Source organism: Saccharothrix coeruleofusca (assembly GCF_014648515.1).
GTDB lineage: Bacteria > Actinomycetota > Actinomycetes > Mycobacteriales > Pseudonocardiaceae > Actinosynnema > Actinosynnema coeruleofuscum.
This window is the reverse complement of record NZ_BMRG01000004.1, coordinates 381,646-398,980: the sequence shown is the minus strand read 5'-3', so window position 1 is coordinate 398,980 and position 17,335 is coordinate 381,646. Positions and strand designations below refer to the sequence as shown.

Annotated in this window: 20 protein-coding genes; 11 read left to right on the top strand and 9 right to left on the bottom strand. The window is 74.5% G+C overall.

Annotated features, from left to right (window positions below):
• Nucleotides 1-151 precede the first annotated feature (151 nt).
• The 5 genes from kdd to kal are packed head-to-tail and all read left to right on the top strand — an operon-like array spanning nt 152 to nt 5,421.
• Nucleotides 152-1,171, top strand: coding sequence for an L-erythro-3,5-diaminohexanoate dehydrogenase (gene kdd / locus IEZ00_RS14010; RefSeq protein ID WP_189223649.1), 1,020 nt, complete (start codon nt 152-154; stop codon nt 1,169-1,171).
• Nucleotides 1,168-2,724: an amidohydrolase gene (locus IEZ00_RS14005; RefSeq protein WP_229795620.1), complete on the top strand. Its 1,557-nt coding sequence runs from the start codon at nt 1,168-1,170 to the stop codon at nt 2,722-2,724. The genes kdd and IEZ00_RS14005 overlap by 4 nt, the downstream gene beginning before the upstream one ends.
• Before the next feature lie 2 nt (nt 2,725-2,726).
• Nucleotides 2,727-4,292, top strand: a complete 1,566-nt coding sequence (gene kamD, locus IEZ00_RS14000) for a lysine 5,6-aminomutase subunit alpha (protein WP_189223648.1) — start codon at nt 2,727-2,729, stop codon at nt 4,290-4,292.
• On the top strand, nt 4,289-5,032 hold the full coding sequence (kamE, locus tag IEZ00_RS13995; protein ID WP_229795619.1) for a lysine 5,6-aminomutase subunit beta: 744 nt from the start codon (nt 4,289-4,291) through the stop codon (nt 5,030-5,032). Before kamD ends, kamE begins: the two co-directional genes overlap by 4 nt.
• Complete coding sequence (gene kal / locus IEZ00_RS13990) at nt 5,029-5,421, top strand: 3-aminobutyryl-CoA ammonia lyase (RefSeq protein WP_189223647.1); 393 nt, start codon at nt 5,029-5,031, stop codon at nt 5,419-5,421. Before kamE ends, kal begins: the two co-directional genes overlap by 4 nt.
• Before the next feature lie 43 nt (nt 5,422-5,464).
• On the opposite strand, the gene IEZ00_RS13985 is transcribed toward kal, so the two are convergent.
• Nucleotides 5,465-5,878, bottom strand: a complete 414-nt coding sequence (locus IEZ00_RS13985; RefSeq protein ID WP_189223646.1) for a permease-like cell division protein FtsX — start codon at nt 5,876-5,878, stop codon at nt 5,465-5,467.
• 160 nt (nt 5,879-6,038) lie between these two features.
• Between IEZ00_RS13985 and IEZ00_RS13980 the strand changes: the two genes are divergently transcribed.
• Nucleotides 6,039-6,392 (top strand): GntR family transcriptional regulator, encoded by a 354-nt coding sequence (locus tag IEZ00_RS13980; RefSeq protein WP_189223645.1) that lies wholly within the window; start codon nt 6,039-6,041, stop codon nt 6,390-6,392.
• A 51-nt stretch (nt 6,393-6,443) separates the two neighbouring features.
• Here the strand turns inward: IEZ00_RS13980 and IEZ00_RS13975 are convergent, their stop codons facing one another.
• On the bottom strand, nt 6,444-6,632 hold the full coding sequence (locus IEZ00_RS13975) for a PspC domain-containing protein (RefSeq protein ID WP_189223644.1): 189 nt from the start codon (nt 6,630-6,632) through the stop codon (nt 6,444-6,446).
• Between the two features lie 283 nt (nt 6,633-6,915).
• Here IEZ00_RS13975 and IEZ00_RS13970 point away from each other — a divergent pair, with 283 nt between their 5' ends.
• Entirely contained in the window at nt 6,916-7,707 is a 792-nt protein-coding gene (locus IEZ00_RS13970) for a polyprenol monophosphomannose synthase (RefSeq protein ID WP_189223643.1), read from the top strand.
• A gap of 69 nt (nt 7,708-7,776) precedes the next feature.
• Here the strand turns inward: IEZ00_RS13970 and IEZ00_RS13965 are convergent, their stop codons facing one another.
• The 3 genes from IEZ00_RS13965 to IEZ00_RS13955 form a co-directional block, all read right to left on the bottom strand.
• Nucleotides 7,777-8,121 carry an RNA polymerase-binding protein RbpA gene (locus IEZ00_RS13965; protein ID WP_189223642.1) on the bottom strand — a complete coding sequence of 115 codons (345 nt, stop codon included), beginning with the start codon at nt 8,119-8,121 and terminating at the stop codon, nt 7,777-7,779.
• Nucleotides 8,122-8,566: 445 nt separating this feature from the next.
• Nucleotides 8,567-9,097, bottom strand: coding sequence for an NUDIX hydrolase (locus IEZ00_RS13960; RefSeq protein WP_189223641.1), 531 nt, complete (start codon nt 9,095-9,097; stop codon nt 8,567-8,569).
• Between the two features lie 27 nt (nt 9,098-9,124).
• Nucleotides 9,125-9,838, bottom strand: a complete 714-nt coding sequence (locus IEZ00_RS13955; RefSeq protein WP_189223640.1) for a thymidine kinase — start codon at nt 9,836-9,838, stop codon at nt 9,125-9,127.
• 182 nt (nt 9,839-10,020) lie between these two features.
• Between IEZ00_RS13955 and IEZ00_RS13950 the strand changes: the two genes are divergently transcribed.
• Together IEZ00_RS13950 and IEZ00_RS13945 are read left to right on the top strand one after the other, a co-directional pair.
• Complete coding sequence (locus IEZ00_RS13950) at nt 10,021-10,350, top strand: PadR family transcriptional regulator (protein WP_306344673.1); 330 nt, start codon at nt 10,021-10,023, stop codon at nt 10,348-10,350.
• Nucleotides 10,347-11,105, top strand: a complete 759-nt coding sequence (locus IEZ00_RS13945; RefSeq protein ID WP_189223639.1) for a hypothetical protein — start codon at nt 10,347-10,349, stop codon at nt 11,103-11,105. Before IEZ00_RS13950 ends, IEZ00_RS13945 begins: the two co-directional genes overlap by 4 nt.
• Here IEZ00_RS13945 and IEZ00_RS13940 read toward each other — a convergent pair.
• On the bottom strand, nt 11,068-12,465 hold the full coding sequence (locus IEZ00_RS13940) for an MFS transporter (protein WP_189223638.1): 1,398 nt from the start codon (nt 12,463-12,465) through the stop codon (nt 11,068-11,070). The genes IEZ00_RS13945 and IEZ00_RS13940 overlap by 38 nt on opposite strands.
• A gap of 76 nt (nt 12,466-12,541) precedes the next feature.
• On the bottom strand, nt 12,542-13,390 hold the full coding sequence (locus IEZ00_RS13935) for a glycerophosphodiester phosphodiesterase family protein (RefSeq protein WP_189223637.1): 849 nt from the start codon (nt 13,388-13,390) through the stop codon (nt 12,542-12,544).
• On the opposite strand from IEZ00_RS13935, the gene IEZ00_RS13930 reads away from it, so the two are divergent.
• Together IEZ00_RS13930 and IEZ00_RS13925 are read left to right on the top strand one after the other, a co-directional pair.
• Nucleotides 13,389-13,772, top strand: coding sequence for a hypothetical protein (locus IEZ00_RS13930; protein WP_189223636.1), 384 nt, complete (start codon nt 13,389-13,391; stop codon nt 13,770-13,772). The genes IEZ00_RS13935 and IEZ00_RS13930 overlap by 2 nt on opposite strands.
• Nucleotides 13,773-13,905: 133 nt before the next feature.
• Nucleotides 13,906-14,601, top strand: coding sequence for a VOC family protein (locus IEZ00_RS13925; protein WP_189223635.1), 696 nt, complete (start codon nt 13,906-13,908; stop codon nt 14,599-14,601).
• A gap of 13 nt (nt 14,602-14,614) precedes the next feature.
• Here the strand turns inward: IEZ00_RS13925 and IEZ00_RS13920 are convergent, their stop codons facing one another.
• Nucleotides 14,615-15,076 (bottom strand): PPOX class F420-dependent oxidoreductase, encoded by a 462-nt coding sequence (locus IEZ00_RS13920; RefSeq protein WP_189223634.1) that lies wholly within the window; start codon nt 15,074-15,076, stop codon nt 14,615-14,617.
• 28 nt (nt 15,077-15,104) lie between these two features.
• On the bottom strand, nt 15,105-17,335 hold a 2,231-nt coding region (locus tag IEZ00_RS13915; RefSeq protein WP_229795614.1), incomplete at its 5' end, for an ATP-binding protein.

Here is a 17,335-nt window from a genome sequence, read left to right as displayed (position 1 = left end):
GACGCGGCGGTGCCGGGCGCGGGTGGTGGTCAACGGCGCTCGGGGGAGGGGCGGGTGGTACTTGCGGGCGCGGATGCTGAACCTTGCGCCGAGGTGACCTTGCGCGTGAAGATATCCGGGCCGTAGCTCGACGGACGGGAGGATTTCCAGCGTGACGGTTTCGCCGTACGGACTCCACCGCGTCCTGGAACCCGCCGGGGTGCTGCCGCAGCAGGCGTGGCGGCTCGACGCCGATCCCACGCCGCGCGCCGACGAGGTCGTGCTGGACGTGCGGCGGCTCAACCTCGACGCCGCGTCCTTCCGCCAGCTGCGCGAGGCCCACGGCGACGGCGTGCGCCAGGCCGTGCTGGACATCGTGGCCCGGCGCGGCAAGATGCAGAACCCGGTCACCGGCTCCGGCGGGATGCTGCTGGGCACCGTCCGGGCGGTCGGCCCGGACTCCCCGCTGGGCCTGCGCGTGGGCGACCGCGTGGCCAGCCTGGTCTCGCTCACCCTGACCCCGCTGCGCATCACCGACGGCCTGGCCGACTGGGACGGCCGCACCGAGCAGGTGCCCTGCCGCGGCACGGCGGTGCTGTTCGGCCGCTCCATCGCCGCGGTGCTGCCCGACGACCTGCCCGAGGAGCTGGCGCTGTCGGTGCTGGACGTGTGCGGCGCGCCCGCGCTGACCGACCGGGTGGTGCGCGGGTGCGCCCAGGCCCCGGCGGTGCTGGTGCTGGGCGGCGGCGGCAAGTCCGGGTCGCTGTCGCTGGCCGCGGCGCGGCGGGCCGGGGCGCGCAGGCTGGTGGCGCTGGTGCCCACCGATGACGAGGCCGCCGCGGTGCGCGCGGCCGGGCTGGCCGACGAGGTCGTCGTCGCCGACGCCCGCGACCCCGTCGCGGTGGCGCGGGCGGTGGGGGAGCGGGTCGAGGTCACCGTGGTGTGCGTGGACGTGCCCGGCTGCGAGCACGGCGCGATCCTGGCCACCGCCGACGGCGGCACGGTCGTGTTCTTCTCCATGGCCACCTCCTTCAGCGCCGCCGCGCTGGGCGCGGAGGGGCTGGCGGCGGACGTGCGGATGCTCATCGGCAACGGCTACGTCCCCGGTCACGCCCGGTTCGCGCTGGACCTGCTGCGCGCCGAGCCCGCGGTGCGGGCGCTGTTCGAGCACAGGCAGACTCACCAGGCGTGACTACCACCCTTCTCGTAGGCGGGCGCGTGCACTCGCCCACCGCGCCCGACGCCACCGCGATGGCCGTCACCGACGGCACCGTGGTGTGGCTGGGCCAGGACTCCGTGGGCCGCGCCCTGCACCCCGACGCCGAGGTGGTCGAGCTGGACGGCGCGTTCGTCGCGCCCGCGTTCGTCGACGCGCACGTGCACGCCACCTCGGCCGGGCTGCTGCTGACCGGCCTGGACCTCACCGGCTGCGCCTCGCGCGCCGAACTGCTCGACGCGGTGCGCGCCGCGCCGGGGTCGCTGGTCTGGGGCCACGGCTGGGACGAGACCCGCTGGCCCGACCAGCGCCCGCCCACGCGCGCCGAGCTGGACCGGGCCGCGGGCGGCGCGCGCGTGTACCTCTCCCGCGTCGACGTGCACTCGGCCCTGGTCTCCACCTCCCTGGTCGAGCTGGCACCCGGCGCGCGCGAGGCCGACGGCTGGTCCGACACCGGGCCGCTGACCCGCGCCGCCCACCACCACGTGCGCGGCGCGGCCAAGGACGCCCTGCCCGTCGAGCAGCGCCGCGCCGCCCAGCGCGCCTTCCTGCGCCACGCCGCCTCCAAGGGCATCGCCGCGGTGCACGAGTGCGCGGGGCCCGACATCTCCGGCCGCGACGACCTGGCCGACCTGCTCGCGCTCGCCGACGGCCCCGAGGTGGTGCCCTACTGGGGCTCGCTGGAGCACGTGGACCTGCCCGTGCGCGGCCTGGCGGGCGACCTGTTCGTCGACGGCGCGCTGGGCTCGCGCACCGCCGCGCTCAGCCACCCCTACCACGACCGCCCCGACACCAGCGGCGCGCTCTACCTCGACGCCGAGGCCGTGGCCGCGCACCTGGTGGCGTGCACCGAGGCCGGGCTGCAGGCCGGGTTCCACGTCATCGGCGACGCCGCGGTGGCCGCCGTGGTCGAGGGCTTCGAGCGGGCGGCCGCCGCGGTCGGCGTGCCCGCCCTGGCCGCCCGCAGGCACCGCCTGGAACACCTGGAGATGGTCACCCCCGAGCAGGCCGCGAAACTGGGCTCCTGGGGCGTGGTGGCCTCGGTGCAGCCGCTGTTCGACGCCGAGTGGGGCGGCCCGGAGGGCATGTACGCCCAGCGCCTGGGCGTGGCGCGGGGCACCGCCCTCAACCCCTTCGCCCACCTGGCCGCCGCGGGCGTGGTCCTGGCCTTCGGCTCGGACGCCCCGGTCACCGCGGTCGACCCGTGGGCGGCGGTCCGCGCCGCCGTGCACCACCGCACCGACGGCCTGGGCATCTCCCCGCGCGCGGCGTTCAACGCCCACACCCGCGGCGGCTGGCGCGCGGCGGGCGTGGACGACGGCGTCACCGGCACGCTGCAGCCCGGCGCCCCCGCCACCTACGCGGTCTGGGACGCGGGGCAGCTGGAGGTCGCCGCGCCCGACAGCCGGGTGCAGCGCTGGTCCACCGACCCGCGCTCGCGCGTCCCGGCGCTGCCCGCCCTCGACGGACCCGCCCCGACCTGCCTGCGCACCGTGCTGCGCGGCCGGACGATCTACGAGAGGGAGTGAGCATGCTGCTCGACCTGGACCCGGAGGTGGTCGCCACCGCGCGACGGCTGGCCGCGCGGGCGGCCGAGCCGGTGGTGGCCATCGCCAAGGCGCACACCACGGTCTCGGTCGAGCGCGCCACCCTGCGCCTGGCGGGCATCACCGGCGCGGACTCCACCCACCGCGCAGGCGACGTGCCGTGGGTCAACCGGGTGGTGGACACCGTGCGCGAGCACTGCGGCCTGGAGCACGGCGCCGCGCTGCCGGTCTTCCACGCCCTGCGGCAGCACGACCTGGGCACGCTCACCGAGCTGGCCGAGGCGTGCGCCGCGGGCCAGGTCCGCTTCACCGTGCCCGAGGGCCGCGACCGCGCCCGCGCGGAGAAGGCCGCCCGCGCCGCGGTCGCCAGGGGGCTGCGCACCGTGGACCGCAACCGCGCCCAGCGCGAGAAGCTGGTGGCCAGGTGGGGCGACCCGCCGCAGCGCCCCTGGATCTACCTCATCGTGGCCACCGGCGACATCGACGAGGACGTGGTGCAGGCGCGCAACGCCGCCCGCGCCGGGGCCGACGTCATCGCCGTGATCCGCTCCACCGGCCAGTCCCTGCTGGACTACGTGCCCGAGGGCGCCACCCACCACGGGTTCGCGGGCACCTACGCCACGCAGGAGAACTTCCGCATCATGCGGGCCGCGCTGGACGAGGTGTCCAAGGAGGTCGGCCGCTACGTGCGGCTGACCAACTACGCCTCGGGGCTGTGCATGCCCGAGATCGCGGTGCTGGCCGGGCTGCAGCGGCTGGACATGATGCTCAACGACTCCATGTACGGCATCCTGTTCCGCGACATCAACCCCATCCGCACCTTCGTCGACCAGCGCTTCTCCCGCCAGGTCCACGCCCGCGCGGGCATCATCATCAACACCGGCGAGGACAACTACCTCACCACCGCCGACGCGGTGCAGGCCGCCCACACCGTGACGGTGTCCCAGCTGCTCAACGAGCACTTCGCGCACGAGGCGGGGCTGCCCGACCACCTGCTGGGCCTGGGCCACGCCTTCGAGATCGACCCGAAGGTGCCCGAGTCGTTCCGACTGGAGCTGGCGCACGCGCTGCTGGCCCGCGAGCTGTTCCCGGACGCGCCGCTGAAGTGGATGCCGCCCACCAAGCACATGACCGGCAACGTCTTCGACGGCTACCTGCTCGACGGGTTCTTCAACCTCGCCGGGGTGCTCACCGGCCAGAGCATCCTGCTGGTGGGCATGATGACCGAGGCCGTGGTCACCCCGTTCCTGTCCGACCGCGACCTGGCGCTGGCCAACGTGCGCTACGTGCTGGGCGCCGCGGGCGGGCTGCGCGAGGACTTCCGGCCCGCCCCGGACGGCTTCATCGTCAAGCGCGCCCACCAGGTGCTGGGCGAGGCGGTGGACCTGCTGGGCCGCATCGTCGACGACGGCCTGCTCAACGCCATCGCCGACGGCACGTTCGGCCTGATGAAGCGCCCCGCCGACGGCGGCAAGGGCGCCGAGGGCGTGGTGGAGAAGGCGGCCGGGTACTGCAACCCGGCCTCGGAGCTGCTGGAGGTCCCGGCGTGAAGCGGCACGTGCGCCCCTACGGCGACACCACCGGCGACGGCATGGTGCAGACCTCGTTCACCCTGCCGGTGCCCTTCGGTCCCAAGGCCGACGGCGCCGCGCGGCAGCTGGCCAACCGGATGGGCATCGACCCGGCGATGGTGGTGCACTCCCACGCCATCGGCGAGGAGTTCACCTTCTTCGTCGTCTACGGCCCGGTCCGGCACGTGGTCGACCTGGAGCAGGTGCGCGTGGTCGAGCGGGAGTACCCGCTGCTGTCGCCTGCGGAGGTCAACGCGGCGGTCCGCAAGCTGCTGCGGCGCAAGCTGGTCGTGGTGGGCGCCTGCATCGGCACCGACGCCCACACCGTGGGCATCGACGCGATCCTCAACATCAAGGGCTTCGCGGGGGAGAAGGGGCTGGAGTACTACCGCGAGCTGAAGGTGGTCAACCTCGGCGCCCAGGTCCCGGTGCCCGAGCTGGTGCGCCGCGCCCGCGCGGAGAAGGCCGACGCGGTGCTGGTCTCCCAGGTGGTGACCCAGCGCGACGCGCACCTGCTCAACACCCGCGAGATGGCCGCGGCCTTCCGCGAGGCCATGGGCGCCCGCCGCCCGCTGCTGATCGCGGGCGGACCGCGTTTCGACCCGCTGGCGGCGGGGGAGTTGGGGGTGGACCGCGTGTTCGGCCGGGGGACCACCCCCGGCGAGGTCGCCAGCTACCTGGTGCACGCCGTCCGGTCCAGGAAGGAAGTCGCCGCGTGAGCCTGTACGAGGGATTCTCCGTCACCCACCGCCGCTACGTGCCGCGCTCGCACGCCCACTACGGGGGCGACCTCGTCGACGGCGCCTACGGGCTGGGGCTGTTCGGGGACGTGGCCACCGAGCTGCTCATCCACACCGACGCCGACGAGGGCCTGTTCGCCGGGTACAGCTCGGTGGAGTTCGTCGCGCCGATCCAGGCGGGTGATGTGATCGAGGCGACCGCGACGCTGGTGCGCATCGGCAACCGGTCGCGGGAGATCGAGTTCGAGGCGCGCGTGGTGTGCCGCTCGGCCCCGCTGCGCGGGCCCTCGGCGGCCGACGTGCTGGACCCGCCGCTGGTGGTGACGCGGGCCAGGGGGACCGTGGTGGCCCCCAAGGCCGCGGACTGAGCGGCCGAAGCGGCGGCGGGCGGGTCAGCGCTCGAGCGCGTGTTCAGCGCGGCAGGTTGGCCATGACGCGGCAGTAGTCCTCGTAGGTGGCGCGGCCGTAGCGCTCCAGGTCGTCGCGCAGGGCCCTGGGGTCCACGCCGAAGGACTCGACCACCCGCAGCGAGGCGGGGACCTTGTCCGGGCGGGCGCCTGCGACGACCTCCGCGCCCAGGCTCTCCTGGAAGGCCGCGAAGTTCTCCTGCTTGGTCCGCGCGGTCAGCTCGCGGACCCTGGGGTCGGCGCGCAGGGCGCGCTCGGCCTCGCGCATCGCCTCGTCGGTGTCGGTGAAGACCAGCAGGGTCGTGCAGTACGGGGTGGGGGAGCCGGGCACGCGCTCGGCGGGCAGCAGCGCGGCGACGGTCACCGCCGCCGCGGCGGCGACCACCGAGGTCAGTAGCAGGAGCGATCGGCGGTCCACTGCGGAATGGTGGCACAGCGGGCGTGGTGGCGCGCAGTCCGACCACCGTCGTCTGATCAATTGATTCTATGACTTCAGTGTGGAATAAAATAAACAATCGGACCCGGTACCGGTCACAACCGGACGAGCAGGGGTTGCGCCCTCTGCCAGGATCGGTGGGGTGATCACCCTCGACCCCGGTTCCGCCGTCCCCCCGTACGAGCAGGTGCGCTCGCAGTTCGCCCGCAAGATCACCGACCGGGAGCTGGCGGTGGGCACCCGGCTGCCCACCGTGCGGGCGCTGGCCGCGCAGCTGGGCATCGCGGTCAACACCGTGGCGCGGGCCTACCGCGAGCTGGAGGAGGCGGGGCTGATCGAGACGCGCGGACGGGCCGGGACGGTGGTCAGCGCGGCGGGGGAGCAGGGCAGGGAGCGGGTGCTGCGCGCGGCGCGCGCGTACGCGGCCACCGCGCGGGAACAGGGTCTGACCGCGCAGGAGGCGCTGGAGATCGTCCGGGCCGCGCTGGCCGACTAGCGCGTCCTCCCGCCCGGTCGCGGGCCGGAGGACGCGGGGGAGCGGCCCCGGTCAGTACGCGCGGGCGGGCATCATGATCCACAGCGCCAGGTAGACGACGAACTGGGGGCCGGGCAGCAGGCAGGACAGCACGAACAGCAGCCGGACGGTGCCGGGCTTCCAGCCGTAACGGGCGGCCAGGCCCGCGCACACGCCCGCGATGACCCTGCGGTCCATGGGCCTGCTCAATGTGGTGGTCATGTGTTCCACACTCCTTGTCACCGGGGTGCCGCGCATCGGTGGAAACCCTGATTTCGCGGCCTCGGGGTTCCCGGCGGGGGTGGTGTCCACGCATCGTGATCGGGGGGAGGGGCGCTGGTGGCGCGGGTGCCCGCGCGCGGGGGGCTACGCTGACCACCCGGCTCGGTCCGCGGTGCGCGGACGAGGGGCGCGCCGGGCCTTGCGGCCCCGGCCCCGAGCCGGGCAGTGACACGACGACGATCGCGCCCGGTGCCCTCGGTGGGTGCCGGCGAGGAGGAAACGGATGGCGGACCAGCAGGCGCAGCCTGACCGCGAGCTCGGGCCGGTGCTGGTGGTGATCCCGACCTACAACGAGCGGGACAACATCGGCAAGATCGTGAAGCGGCTGCACTCGGCCCTGCCGGAGGTGCACGCCCTCGTGGTCGACGACGGCAGCCCGGACGGCACGGGGCAGCTGGCCGACGAGATGGCCGCCGCGGACGAGCGCGTGCACGTGCTGCACCGCACCGAGAAGGCGGGGTTGGGTGCGGCCTACATCGCGGGCTTCGGCTGGGGGCTGGAGCGCGGCTACGGCGTGCTGGTGGAGATGGACGCCGACGGCTCGCACGCGCCGGAGGACCTGCCGCGGATGCTGGACGCGCTGCACGACGCCGACCTGGTGATCGGCTCGCGGTACGTGCCCGGCGGCACGGTGGTGAACTGGCCGAAGAAGCGGGAGTTCCTGTCGCGGGGGGCGAACCTGTACTCGCGGCTGGCGCTGGGGGCGAAGGTCAAGGACATCACGGCGGGGTTCCGCGCCTACCGGGCCGGGGTGCTGGGCAGCCTCAAGCTGCACAACGTGGCCTCGGCGGGCTACTGCTTCCAGATCGACCTGGCGTGGCGGACCATCGAGCTGGACTACCGCGTGGTGGAGGTGCCGATCACGTTCACCGAGCGTGAGATCGGTGTGTCGAAGATGAGTGGCGACATCGTGCGGGAGGCGTTGATCCGGGTGACCAAGTGGGGTCTGCGGCGGCGCTACACCCAGCTGCGGGAGCTGTTCGCGCCGAAGACGAAGACCGGGGCGGCGCGCTAGGGCGCGGCCCCAGGCACGGTTGAGGGGGCCCGCCGCGCGGCGGGCCCCCTCAAGTGCGTTGGGTGGTGCTCAGGCGGTGCGGGTGCGCCTGCCCCTGAGCTCTTCCAGCCGCTCGTCGAGCAGCTCCTCCAGTTCGGGGATGGAGCGCCGCTCCAGCAGCATGTCCCAGTGGGTGCGCGGCGGCTTGACCTTCTTGGCCTCCGGCTCGGACCCGTCGATGATCTTGGACTCCTGGCCGTGCAGGCGGCACTCCCAGGTCGGGGGGATCTCGGCGTCGTCGGAGAAGGGGACCTCGAAGTCGTGGCCCTTCGGGCAGGCGTACCGCACCGACCGGCGCGGGGCGAGGTCGTGATTGCGGTCGGTCTCGTAGCTGACTGCTCCGAGCCGGCTACCCCGTAGAACGCGGTCGGCCATGGCGGTGTCCTTTCGCTCGGCTCAGGGCCGGGGCCCAGGCGGTGGTGCTTACCGAGTGCAACGTCCGGATTGCTCCGTTCGTTCCCGGTTCGACGGTCATGGTCGCCCACAGTGACGTCTTTCACCCGTCAACGAAGGCTTCCTCCTAAGGGATGCAATCGCGGCGGGATCGTGACGCGTTATCAGGCTGCTGGACTACATCATCACTCGGATGGAGTAGCAGTGGCCCGTAGTGTGCGGTTGCGACAGCTTAGACCGACCACGGTGGGCGACGACACTGCGGGCTTTACGCGGCAGTAGTGATGTCCGTAACGACTTGGATTACGGAAAGTTACATTGCTCATGGGAGACGACGGACCTACTGTGCGTGGTTGTTCGGTGGTTGCCGATGACGGCATCCTGAATGGGTTCACCCATCCGGCAGGCGGTTAAACCCGGCTTTCGGTCACGATTCGGCTTCGGCGTCGGATGGCCCGCGCAACAGCGCTTCGAGCCGGTCGAGGAACTCGCGCTGGGCGGTGACCAGCCTGCTGCGCGCCTGGTCGGGCGAGACCCAGGCGACCCGGTCGAGCTCGGGGTAGCTGCGCCAGTGGCCCGAGCCCCTGGGCCACTCCACGCGGAAGGTGCCGGGCACGACCCGCGCCGGGTCCAGGTCGCCCTCCAGCGCCCAGACCTCGACCACCTTGCCACCGGCCTGGCGCACCTGGCCCAGCGGCCGCGGCCGTCCCTCGGGCACCGGCAGGCCCAGCTCCTCGGCGAACTCCCGACGGGCGGTGTCCAGCGGCTGCTCGCCGTCGACGGGCTCGCCCTTGGGGACCGACCAGGCGCCCTCCTCGCGCTGGGCCCAGAAGGGGCCGCCCATGTGCCCGATGAGCACTTCCAGTCCGTGCGCGGCGCGCCGGTAGAGCAGGATGCCCGCGCTGCGCCTGCCCGCACCCCGCCTGCCCGTGCGCCGACCGGTCCGCCCGTCCGTCATCGCTCCAGTGTGCGGGGTTGCCGGCGATCAGGTCAGGCTGAGCTGCTCCCCGCGCACGGCCGCGGGTCCCAGGTCGCCGGTGCGGTAGTGCTTGCGGCACAGCACCTGGTAGCGGACCTCGTCGGCCACCGGCGCGGTGTCGGCGACCAGCACGGTGCTGCCCGCGCGGACCACCTCGCCGTCGTGCACGCGGGCGTTGAAGCGGCCGGACAGGCCGCACCAGCACAGCACCTCGACCTGGATGGCGTTGAGCTCGTCGGCCAGTTCGAACAGCCGCTGCGAACCGGGGAACAGGGTGCTGCGGAAGTCGGTGGCCAGGCCGAAGCAGTAGACGTCGAGCCGGGCCTCGTCGGCCAGCTCGGCCAGCTGGTCGACCTGCTCGGCGGACAGGAACTGGGCCTCGTCGACGATCAGGTAGTCCACCCGCGCGCCGCGCGCCCAGTGCTCGCGCACCAGCGCGCACAGGTCCATCCCCTCCTGCACCTCCAGGGCGCGGCGGGCCAGGCCCATGCGGCTGGAGATGGTGGGGGTGCCCGAGCGGTCGTGGCGCACCAGCAGCAGGCCGCTGCGGCCCTGGCGGGCCTGGTTGTGGTCGATCTGCAGGGCCAGTGTTGACTTGCCGCAGTCCATGGGCCCGAAGAAGAACCTCAGGCTGCCCACCGCCGCGGCGCGGCGTGCCCCGGCGGTGGGCACCGAGGACAGCGCGTCGGTCGGGTCGAGGGCGGGGTTCGAGGGTTCCACGGCGGGCCACCTTAGCGCCGTGGCCGATCACCGCCACACCTCGGTGTTGTCGATGCTCTCAGTGTGGATCAAATATTCACCTCAACGGTGGCATCAAAGCACGCAGAGCAGGCCGGACAACCCGCCTCGAAGAAGAACCCCAGGCTGGACCGAATATCATGCTTTCCGATATAACATGGGACATGAGTGGTAGGGGGTTGTCGGAGCAGGCGTTCCTGGTGCTGACCGCGCTGGCGGAGCAGCCCCTGCACGGGTACGCGATCGTGCAGGCGGTGGAGTCGCTGTCGCAGGGGCGCACGCGGTTGCGGGTGGGCACCCTGTACGGGGTGCTGGACCGGTTGGTCGCCGACGGGTTGGCCGAGCGGGACCGCGAGGAGGTGCACCAGGGGCGGCTGCGCCGCTACTACCGGCTCACCGACGCCGGGGTGCGGGCGCTGTCGGCGGAGGTGGCGCGGTTGTCGGCCCACGTGCGGGCGGCCTCGGCGGTGCTGCGGGCCAGGGAGGCGCGGTGAGCGCGCCGATGCCGGACGGGACCGCGGCGGACGGGGTGGACCCCGGCGGGTCGAGCACAGGCGGGTCGAACCTGGAGCGCCGGTACCGGGCACTGCTGCGGGTGCTGCCCGCCTGGTACCGCGACGGCCGCGAGGAGGAGATGGTCGAGGTCTTCCTCGCCGACCGGGTGGACGAGTTGGACCACGAGCACGGCTGGCCGGGGTGGGGGGAGGCGGCGGCGACCGCGGCGCTGGCGGTGCGGGTGCGCCTGGCCTCGGGCAGGCCCGCCGGGCGGGTGGTGCGCGGGGTGGCGCTGGCGGGTCTGCTGGGGCACGTGCTGCTGGCCGCGGAGTCGGTGGCGTTCGCGGTGCGCTTCGGCCCGGTGCGGCCCTCGGTGTTCGACCTGCTGCTGGTGGTGGCCTTCGCGGCGCTGTTGGCCGGGCGGCGGGGGGTGGCGCGGGCCGCGGTCGGGGTGGTGGCGGTGGTCGCCGCGGCGCTGGTGGTGGTGAGCGGACCGGGCGCGGCGGGTTGGTGGTCGCTGGTGACCAACACCGCGCTGGTGGTGACTGCGGCGGCGGTGCTGCTGGGTTTCCACCGGGAGGCCCCGCCAGTGGCGGCGGCCCGGTGGTGGTGGGCCGCCGCGCTCGGCGTGGTGGTGTCGGTGGTGTGGGCGGCGGTGACGCCCACGCTGGTCTACTTCTCCGCGTGGCTGGTCACCGCCGCGGTGGTGGCGGTGTTCAGACCTTGGCGGGCACCGGGTTGCCCGCGGCGCTGATGGCGCGCCGCACCGGCACGAACGCCATCAGCGTCAACCCGACGACGAAGAACACCACCAGGGAGATGATGGCCAGCCGGAACGAGCCGGTGGCCTGGCCCACGCCCGCGAACACCAGCGGTCCCAGCCAGGAGGTGGAGCGCTCGCCGACCTCGTAGAGGGAGAAGTACTGGGCTTCCCGGCCGGGCGGGATCATCTGGCTGAACAGCGACCGCGACAGCGCGTTGGTCCCGCCCAGCACCAGGCCGATGCCCGCGGCCAGCGCGTAGAACTGGCCCTGCTGCCCGGCCTGGACGAAGAAGGCCGCGCCGACCACGGCGATCCACACCAGCAGGCTGACCATGATGGTGCGCTTGGCGCCCCAGCGGCGGGCGGCCAGGCCGTGCAGCACCCCGCCCAGGAACGCCACGAACTGCACGATGAGGATGGTGGTGATGAGCACGGTCTCGTCGAGCCTGAGCTCGTCGCGGCCGTACTGGGCGGAGACGTTGGCGACCGTGGCGATGCCGTCGGTGTAGATCAGGTAGGTGCCCAGGAAGGCCAGGGTCAGCGGGAACATCCGGGCCTGGCGGGCGGTGGAGCGCAGCTCGGCGAACCCGGCGGTGAGCACCGAGGCGCCGGTCTCGGTGCCGTGCGGGGCCTGGTGGCGCTTGAGGCGGGCCAGCGGGATCAGGGTGAACCCGGCCCACCACAGGCCGGAGAAGACGAACCCGACGCGCACCGCGGCGGACTCGGACAGCCCGATCGCGTCGTGGCCGATGAACAGCGCCAGCTGCACCGCCAGCGCCAGCCCGCCGCCCAGGTAGCCGAAGGCCCAGCCGCGCGAGGAGACCGCGTCGCGCTCGTCGGGGCCCGCGATCTCGGGCAGGAAGGCGTAGTAGACCACCACCGAGGCGCCGTAGCAGATGTTGCCCAGGATGAACAGCGCCACGCCCAGGCCCCAGTCCGCGCCGCCGACCAGGGCCAGCGCGGCGGTGGCGGCGGAGCCGGTGAAGGCCAGCCCGCCCAGCATGCGCCGCTTGTTCTGGGTGCGGTCGGCGATGGCGCCCATGACCGGCAGCACCAGCACCTGCACCACGGTGGCGATGGACAGCAGGTAGCCCCACAGCGATCCGGCGGGGAAGTGCAGGCCGAAGGCGGAGATGTCGCAGTCGCGCAGGGCGCTCTCGGCGCAGGCGGCGGGGCCGTTGCGGGCGGTGTCCTGGCGGGCGGACTCCTTGGCCACGGCGGTGAGGTAACCGGAGAGGAACACCGTGATCACGGAGGTGGGGAACACCGAGTTCGCCCAGTCGTACCAGGTCCAGCCCCGCTGTTCGCGGCGTCGTTCGGCGGTGGGGGCTGTGCTGTCGGCCACGCTCATGGGGGCGGACTGTATCCGGGCGGTATCGATCCGTCCTCCGTCCGGGTGGCATCACTGCCAAGCTGTTGCTCTGCGTTCACCTGCCGGGCGACCAGGCGTCGCGGGTGCGCAGCACGTGGCGCAGCGTGTCGGGGCGGTCGGTGACCAGTCCGTCGACGCCCAGTTCCAGCAGGGCGCGCATCCGGTCCTCGGCGTCGACGGTCCAGACGTGCACCTCCAGGCCGCGCCGGTGCGCGGCGCGCACGAACCGCCGGTCGACCACGGTCAGCGCGCCCTGCCGCACCGGCACCTGGGCCAGCGCGCCGCGCACCGGCAGCCGCACGGGCAGTCGGGGCAGCCTGCCCGCGGCCCACAGCGCGCCCACCGAGCGCGGTCCCATCGAGGTCAGCAGGTCGGGGCCTGCCAGCGCGCGCAGCCGCGCCAGGCGCCGCTCGGAGAACGAGGCCAGGCACACCCGTGTCAGCGCGCGGGTGCGGCGCAGCACCTCCAGCACCGGCACCACCGCCGAGTCGGCCTTGACGTCGATGTTGACCAGCGCGTCGGGCAGCTCCTCCAGCAGGTCCTCCAGCCGCGCCACCGGCTCGCGCCCGCCCACGCGGGCCCGCCGCACCGCCGACCAGGGTTGCGCGGCCACCGGGCCGGTGCCGTCGGTGGTGCGGTCGAGCACGTCGTCGTGGTGGACCACCACGACCCCGTCGGAGGTGGCGTGCACGTCGGTCTCCAGGTAGCGGAAGCCCTCGGCGACCGCGCGGCGGAACGCCGACAGCGAGTTCTCCATCTCGGCCAGGTCGTCGAGGTGCCAGCCGCGGTGGGCGAAGGCCCTGGGGTGCGGGCCGGACAGGTAGGGGTGGGTCACGGCCGTAGTGTGCCCCGGCGGCGTGGCGTCGTGGTGACCGATGGGTAGCCGGATACCGTCGCCGCCCATGGAGCTTCTGACCGGAGCGGCGGCGGGTGGGCACGTCGCGGCGGGTGCGTCGGGGCGGCGGGAGGAGGCCAGGCACTGCGCCTGGTGCGGGCGCAGGCTGCCCGACTCCGGCCGGATCGGTCGTCCTCGTCGCTACTGCGCCCAGCCGTGCAGGCAGCGCGCCTACGAGCGGCGTGCCGCGGTGCAGCGCGGTGGTCTGCCCGAGGACGCGGTGGTGCTCTCCGCCGCCGAGCTGGCCGACCTGCAGGACCGGTTGTTCCAGCTGCGCTGCGCCGCCGAGGACGTGGCCACCGCCGCGGACGACGGCGCGGACGCCCCGGAGCTGGGCCGGTTGGCCCGTGAGCTGGCCGCCACCGCGCGCGGGTTGGAGCGGCTGCGCTGACCGGCAGGGCCACTCCGGCGCACGGACTCCGATCGGCCCATCCCGTACACCCGAATGGAGCATTGTCGCAGGGGTTGTGCGCTGCGCAGGATGGGGCGCGTTCTTCCTGATCACCGCCGGATGGGAAACCCTCGTGTCCACACCCGCCACACCCGTGCCCGCCGCGCGGGGGCTGCGCCGCCTCGAGCGCGGCACCGCCGAGCCCGAGCAGATCGCCGACTTCTACGCCCGGTGGCTGGGCTGGGCGGTGATCGCCGAGCCGGACGGGACGTTCACCGGGTGGGTGGGTGACCGCCTGGCCGCCCGCGTGCGGCCGGGACGGGAGGGCTGGCAGGTGGTGTTCACCGGTTCCCCCGCCCGTGAGCTGCGCGCCGGTGCCCTGGTCGATACCGGGCGCGCCCTGCACGGCCCGTGGGCGCCGCCTCCCCGGCAGGGGGAGCCCTGCTGGGTGGAGCTGGTCGACCCGGCCGATCCCGACGAGTACTGGACCGGTGAGCTGGGCTGGGCGGCGCGGACGCCGGGGGAGGGGTTCACCCTGCTCGACGTCGCGGGCGGTGACGCCGCCGGGGGCCCGGCCGAGGGCGGGAGCAGGCCGGTGGCCGGGCGGCTGCGGGGTACCGGGGAGCTTCCGCCGGGGTGGCTGTGCTACTTCGCCGTGCCCGACCTGGCCGGGGCGTTGACGGCGGCGGGGCGGCTGGGGGCCACGGTGGTGGCGCCCGCCCGGCAGGTGCCCACCGGCCTGGTCGCGGCCGTGGCCGATCCGGCGGGCGCGGTGTGCGCGCTGCTGCAGGACCCGCCCGCCTGGGGCGGTGCCCTGGCCGGTTCCTGATCCCGGTCGGGCCTCAGTCGGCCAGCTCGGGCGGGAAACCGCCGGTGGCGATCGGCCCCCACCGGTCGATCGTCACCCGGATCAGCGACTTGCCCTGCCGTCGCATCGCCGCGCGGTAGTCGTCCCAGTCGGGGTGCTCGCCCGCGATGCAGCGGTAGTAGTCCACCAGTGGCTCCAGCGCCTCGGGCAGGTCGAGCACCTCGGCGCGGCCGTCGAGCTGCACCCAGGGACCGTCCCAGTCGTCGGAGAGCACGCACAGGCTCACCCGCTCGTCGCGGCGCGCGTTGCGGACCTTGGCGCGCCGCGGGTAGGTCGAGATCACCACCCGGCCCTCGTCGTCGATCCCGCAGGTAACCGGGGAGACCTGCGGGCGGCCGTCGGCGCGGGTGGTGATCAGCAGCGCCCGGTGGCGGGGCCGCAGGAACTCGACCAGCCCGGCGCGGTCGACGGTGGTGTTGGTGGCGATCCTCGGCATGATCCCCAGCGTAGGGGCCGCGCACCGCTCACGCGCGCAGCACCGCCAGCACCTGCTCCCGCGACATCCCCGCGCCCTGGGCGAACAGCGCCTCGAAGTCCCCGCCCAGCCGCCGCCGCGCCCACCGCAGCACCCACCGCACCTCCGGATCGGCCGGATCGGCCGCCCCGCGCAGGGTGGCCGCCGCGCCCAGCAGCACCGCGACCCGCCGCGCGTCACCCCCGGCCACGACCCCCTCCTCGACGCCGGACTCCGACTCGACGCCGGCGTCGGAGTCGATGTCGATGTCGGAGTCGGGGGAGGGCGGCGGACCCGCCTCGGCCGCCGCCCGCGCCTCGGCGACCCCGGCCAGCACCACCCGGTTGCCCCACCGGACCGCCGAGTCCAGCGCCGCCGCCCACTCCCGCCGCGCCCCTTCCACCTCACCGCGCGCCGCAGCCAGCCGCCCCAGGCACACCCGCGCCTGCGCCCGCACCTCCGCGGGCCCGAACCAGTCCGACGGGCACACCCGCAGCGCCTCCCGGCACCACCGCAGCGCCTCCCGCGACCGGCCCCGCCTGCGCGCCAGCTCCGCCAACCCCAACCACGCCGCCGCCAGAGCCTCCACCGACCCGGCGCGACGCGCCAGCTCCGCGGCCCGCTCCAGGTCCCGGCGAGCCGACGAGCAGGCCCCCACGCGCTCCAGCCAGCACGCCCGCTGCCCCAGCAGGGCGGCCACGTCCTCGGTGGCCCCCAGCTCCTCGGCCAGCGCCAGCGCCCGGCCCACCAGCTCCACCGCCCGCCGCGGCTCACCCCGGCCCGCCGCCAGGTCCGCCAGCCGCGACAACGCCAGCGACGCGCCCCACCGCTCACCCAGCTCCCGGAACCCCGCCAGCGCCCGCCGGTGCGCCTGCCACGCCTGCTCCACCAGCCCGTTGTACTGGTGCTGCATCCCCGCGCCCAGCTCCACCAGCGCCCGGCTCCACGCGTCCTGCCCCACCAGCGCCCGCCGGTAGCCCTCCAGCTCCTCGCCCTCCAGCTGCGGCGCGCCATGCGCCATGCCCCACAGCAGGGTCAGGAACGGGTACCGGGGCGGATCGGGGAAATCGGGCGCACCCCAGCGCTCGGGCACCCCCGCCAACTCCACCCGCGCCCGCCCGTCGGAGACACCGATCAACCGGCACAGCAGGTGCTCCTGCTCCGCCCCCAGCGGCGCGCGCGGCCCCACCGCCGCCAGCACCTCCTCGGCCAGCGCCGAACCCTGCGACCGCATCCCGCGCAGCCAGAAGTACCAGCCCAGCTCGGCCACCAGCCGCAACGCCAGCACCGGGTCGTGCCGCGCGGCCCACCGCGCCGCCGCCCGGAAGTTCTCGTGCTCCCCGGCCAGCCGCCCCAGCTGCACCACCTGCTCCGCGCGCCGCAACCGCGGCCCCGACCGGCCGATGAGCTCCAGGAAGTACTCGGCGTGCGCGCGCCCGGCCCGCTGCGACTCCCCGCAGGCCACCAGCTCCCGCGCGCAGAACTCCCGGATCGTCTCCAGCATCCGGTACCGGTCGCCCGCCAACTCCACCAGCGACTTGTCCGCCAACGCGGACAGCAGCTCCTCCGCCTGCGCACCGCACACCGCCCGCACCGCCGCCGGGGTCGCCCCGCCCCGGAACACCGTCAGCCACCGCGCCAACCGCCGCTCCGGCTCGTCGAGCAGCTCCCAGCTCCACTCCACCACCGCGTGCAGCGTCCGGTGCCGCGCCGCCGCGCCCCGGCTGCCCCGCGACAGCAGTCCGAACCGGTCGTGCACCCGACGCGCGAGCTCGGCCACCGGCAGCGACCGCACCCGCGCCGCCGCCAGCTCGATCGCCAGCGGCAACCCCTCCAGCGCCCGGCACACCGCCACCACCGAGGCCACGTCGTCGGCCACCCGGAACCCCGGCCGCACCGCCGCGGCCCGCTCGGCGAACAACCGCACGGCGGGGGAGTCCGACCACCGCCCGTCGTGCTCGGGCAACCCCAGCGGCGGCACCGGCCGCACCACCTCGCCGGTCACGCCCAGCGCCTCCCGGCTGGTGGCCAGCACCCGCACCCGCGCGCACCCCGCCAGCAGCCGCGCCACCAGCACCGCCACCGACTCCACCACGTGCTCGCAGTTGTCCAGCACCAGCAGCACCGAGCCCCGCGACAGCGCCGCCACCACCCGCTGCGCGGGCTCGGTCACCGGACCCGTCCCGTCCTCGCGCAGCCCCAGCGCCGCCAGCACCGCCCGCGCCACGTCCTCGCCCCGCC

What these genes read in the sequence shown, in the direction of transcription:
- kamD (WP_189223648.1), top strand. Translation starts at nt 2,727, where the DNA reads ATGCTGCTCGACCTGGACCCGGAGGTGGTCGCCACCGCGCGACGGCTG.
- IEZ00_RS13975 (WP_189223644.1), bottom strand. Translation starts at nt 6,632, where the DNA reads ATGACCACCACATTGAGCAGGCCCATGGACCGCAGGGTCATCGCGGGC.
- IEZ00_RS13970 (WP_189223643.1), top strand. Translation starts at nt 6,916, where the DNA reads ATGGCGGACCAGCAGGCGCAGCCTGACCGCGAGCTCGGGCCGGTGCTG.
- IEZ00_RS13965 (WP_189223642.1), bottom strand. Translation starts at nt 8,121, where the DNA reads ATGGCCGACCGCGTTCTACGGGGTAGCCGGCTCGGAGCAGTCAGCTAC.
- IEZ00_RS13960 (WP_189223641.1), bottom strand. Translation starts at nt 9,097, where the DNA reads ATGACGGACGGGCGGACCGGTCGGCGCACGGGCAGGCGGGGTGCGGGC.
- IEZ00_RS13950 (WP_306344673.1), top strand. Translation starts at nt 10,021, where the DNA reads ATGAGTGGTAGGGGGTTGTCGGAGCAGGCGTTCCTGGTGCTGACCGCG.
- IEZ00_RS13940 (WP_189223638.1), bottom strand. Translation starts at nt 12,465, where the DNA reads ATGAGCGTGGCCGACAGCACAGCCCCCACCGCCGAACGACGCCGCGAA.
- IEZ00_RS13930 (WP_189223636.1), top strand. Translation starts at nt 13,389, where the DNA reads ATGGAGCTTCTGACCGGAGCGGCGGCGGGTGGGCACGTCGCGGCGGGT.
- IEZ00_RS13935 (WP_189223637.1), bottom strand. Translation starts at nt 13,390, where the DNA reads ATGGGCGGCGACGGTATCCGGCTACCCATCGGTCACCACGACGCCACG.
- IEZ00_RS13920 (WP_189223634.1), bottom strand. Translation starts at nt 15,076, where the DNA reads ATGCCGAGGATCGCCACCAACACCACCGTCGACCGCGCCGGGCTGGTC.